This is a genomic window from Komagataeibacter europaeus LMG 18890 (assembly GCF_000285295.1).
GTDB classification, from domain to species: Bacteria; Pseudomonadota; Alphaproteobacteria; order Acetobacterales; family Acetobacteraceae; genus Komagataeibacter; species Komagataeibacter europaeus.
Genome location: NZ_CADP01000310.1, coordinates 1 through 1,168 on the forward strand (window position 1 = coordinate 1; position 1,168 = coordinate 1,168).

Sequence of the window (1,168 nt, forward strand, 5' to 3'; positions counted from 1 at the left end):
GAACCCGGACCACCGTGCCGTCGATCATCGCATATTCCATGTCGGCCTCGTCAGAGACCGCTTCAAAAAGCCGTTTGAAAACACCGGCTTTCATCCAGTCGCTGTAACGGGAATAGACCGAGTTCCAATGCCCGAAATACGTCGGAAGGTCCCGCCATGGGCTGCCGGTCCGGGCAATCCATAAGACCGCCTCGATAAAAAGACGGTTGTCCTGCCCGCTGCGCCCCCGATCCGTTTTCTTGCCAAGGCACAGCGGTTCCATTTTCGCCCATTGGGCGTCTGTCAGTACGAAGCGATCCATACGGATTTTGAATCACATTTGGTGACTTTGAAAAAGCACAATTCCCAACAGACCCCAATACACCTGGCTATCATCCGCTGGACTGGCGCTGGATCAAGGCGATTAGCTGGGCAGGGACGGGCGCACACAGCCCCGCATGGAACCGTCAGCCCATGCAGATTGGTAATCCGGGTGATCCGGGACTGACTTCGCTGCTGTCTGGAAAGGAGGGTGGCGACCGTATTGTGCCACCTGCGTGGAAAGGACGCCTGACAGTTGGCTCTGCCCGGGCCAATCCAGCCGATAACATTCGTGCCGGGGTCGGATATCTGCTTATGAGGATGACAAACTTCCGGATGGATACCGTTGTCGATCCTAATGCCAGGATCGAGAAAGTTACGGTTACGGCATCGAACAACAATCTGTGGCATATCGCAAGGAATACAGGCACAACAGTAAAAAACCTGCAAAGCCTCAATCCGGGTATTACGCCAGCCCAGCTTAATACCAACCATTGTTTGGTCTGACTCACGGGGTACCCATCGGGTTAAAAATGTGATTCACAGGATGCAGACCATTCTCTGAAGGAGGCATTCTGGATGGGCAGCCCTCTATCCCTGCGTGACGATCATGATAGTTCGGAGTTGCGACGCCTTGCGCGCAGAAGCCGGCATGCGGGTCAGTCGCGTCACCTGCTGGCGCTTGCGGCGATTTATGATGGCGCCTCACGCGGCGAGGCGGCCCTGCTTGCCGGGACAGACCGTCAGAGTATCCGTGACTGGGTGGTGCGTTTCAATGCGGATGGTCTGGATGGCCTTGTGGATCGTCATGGCGGGGGACAAAAAGCCCGCCTGACACAGGAGATGCTGTCTGCCTTGAAAACCCGGC

At 56.2% G+C, this 1,168-nt stretch carries 3 protein-coding genes; 2 read left to right on the forward strand and 1 reads right to left on the reverse strand.

Annotated features, from left to right (window positions below):
* On the reverse strand, positions 1–301 hold a 301-nt coding region (locus tag GEU01_RS22020; RefSeq protein WP_039794389.1), incomplete at its 3' end, for an IS5 family transposase.
* A gap of 152 nt (positions 302–453) precedes the next feature.
* Here GEU01_RS22020 and GEU01_RS26120 point away from each other — a divergent pair.
* On the forward strand, positions 454–807 hold the full coding sequence (locus tag GEU01_RS26120) for a LysM peptidoglycan-binding domain-containing protein (RefSeq protein ID WP_157212925.1): 354 nt from the start codon (positions 454–456) through the stop codon (positions 805–807).
* A gap of 72 nt (positions 808–879) precedes the next feature.
* Positions 880–1,168 (forward strand): helix-turn-helix domain-containing protein (locus GEU01_RS22025; protein ID WP_026018896.1); only part of this gene is annotated, 289 nt, incomplete at its 3' end.

Bases quoted from the DNA above. Each gene is read 5' to 3' on its own strand.
- GEU01_RS26120 (WP_157212925.1), top strand. From the start codon at position 454: ATGCAGATTGGTAATCCGGGTGATCCGGGACTGACTTCGCTGCTGTCT.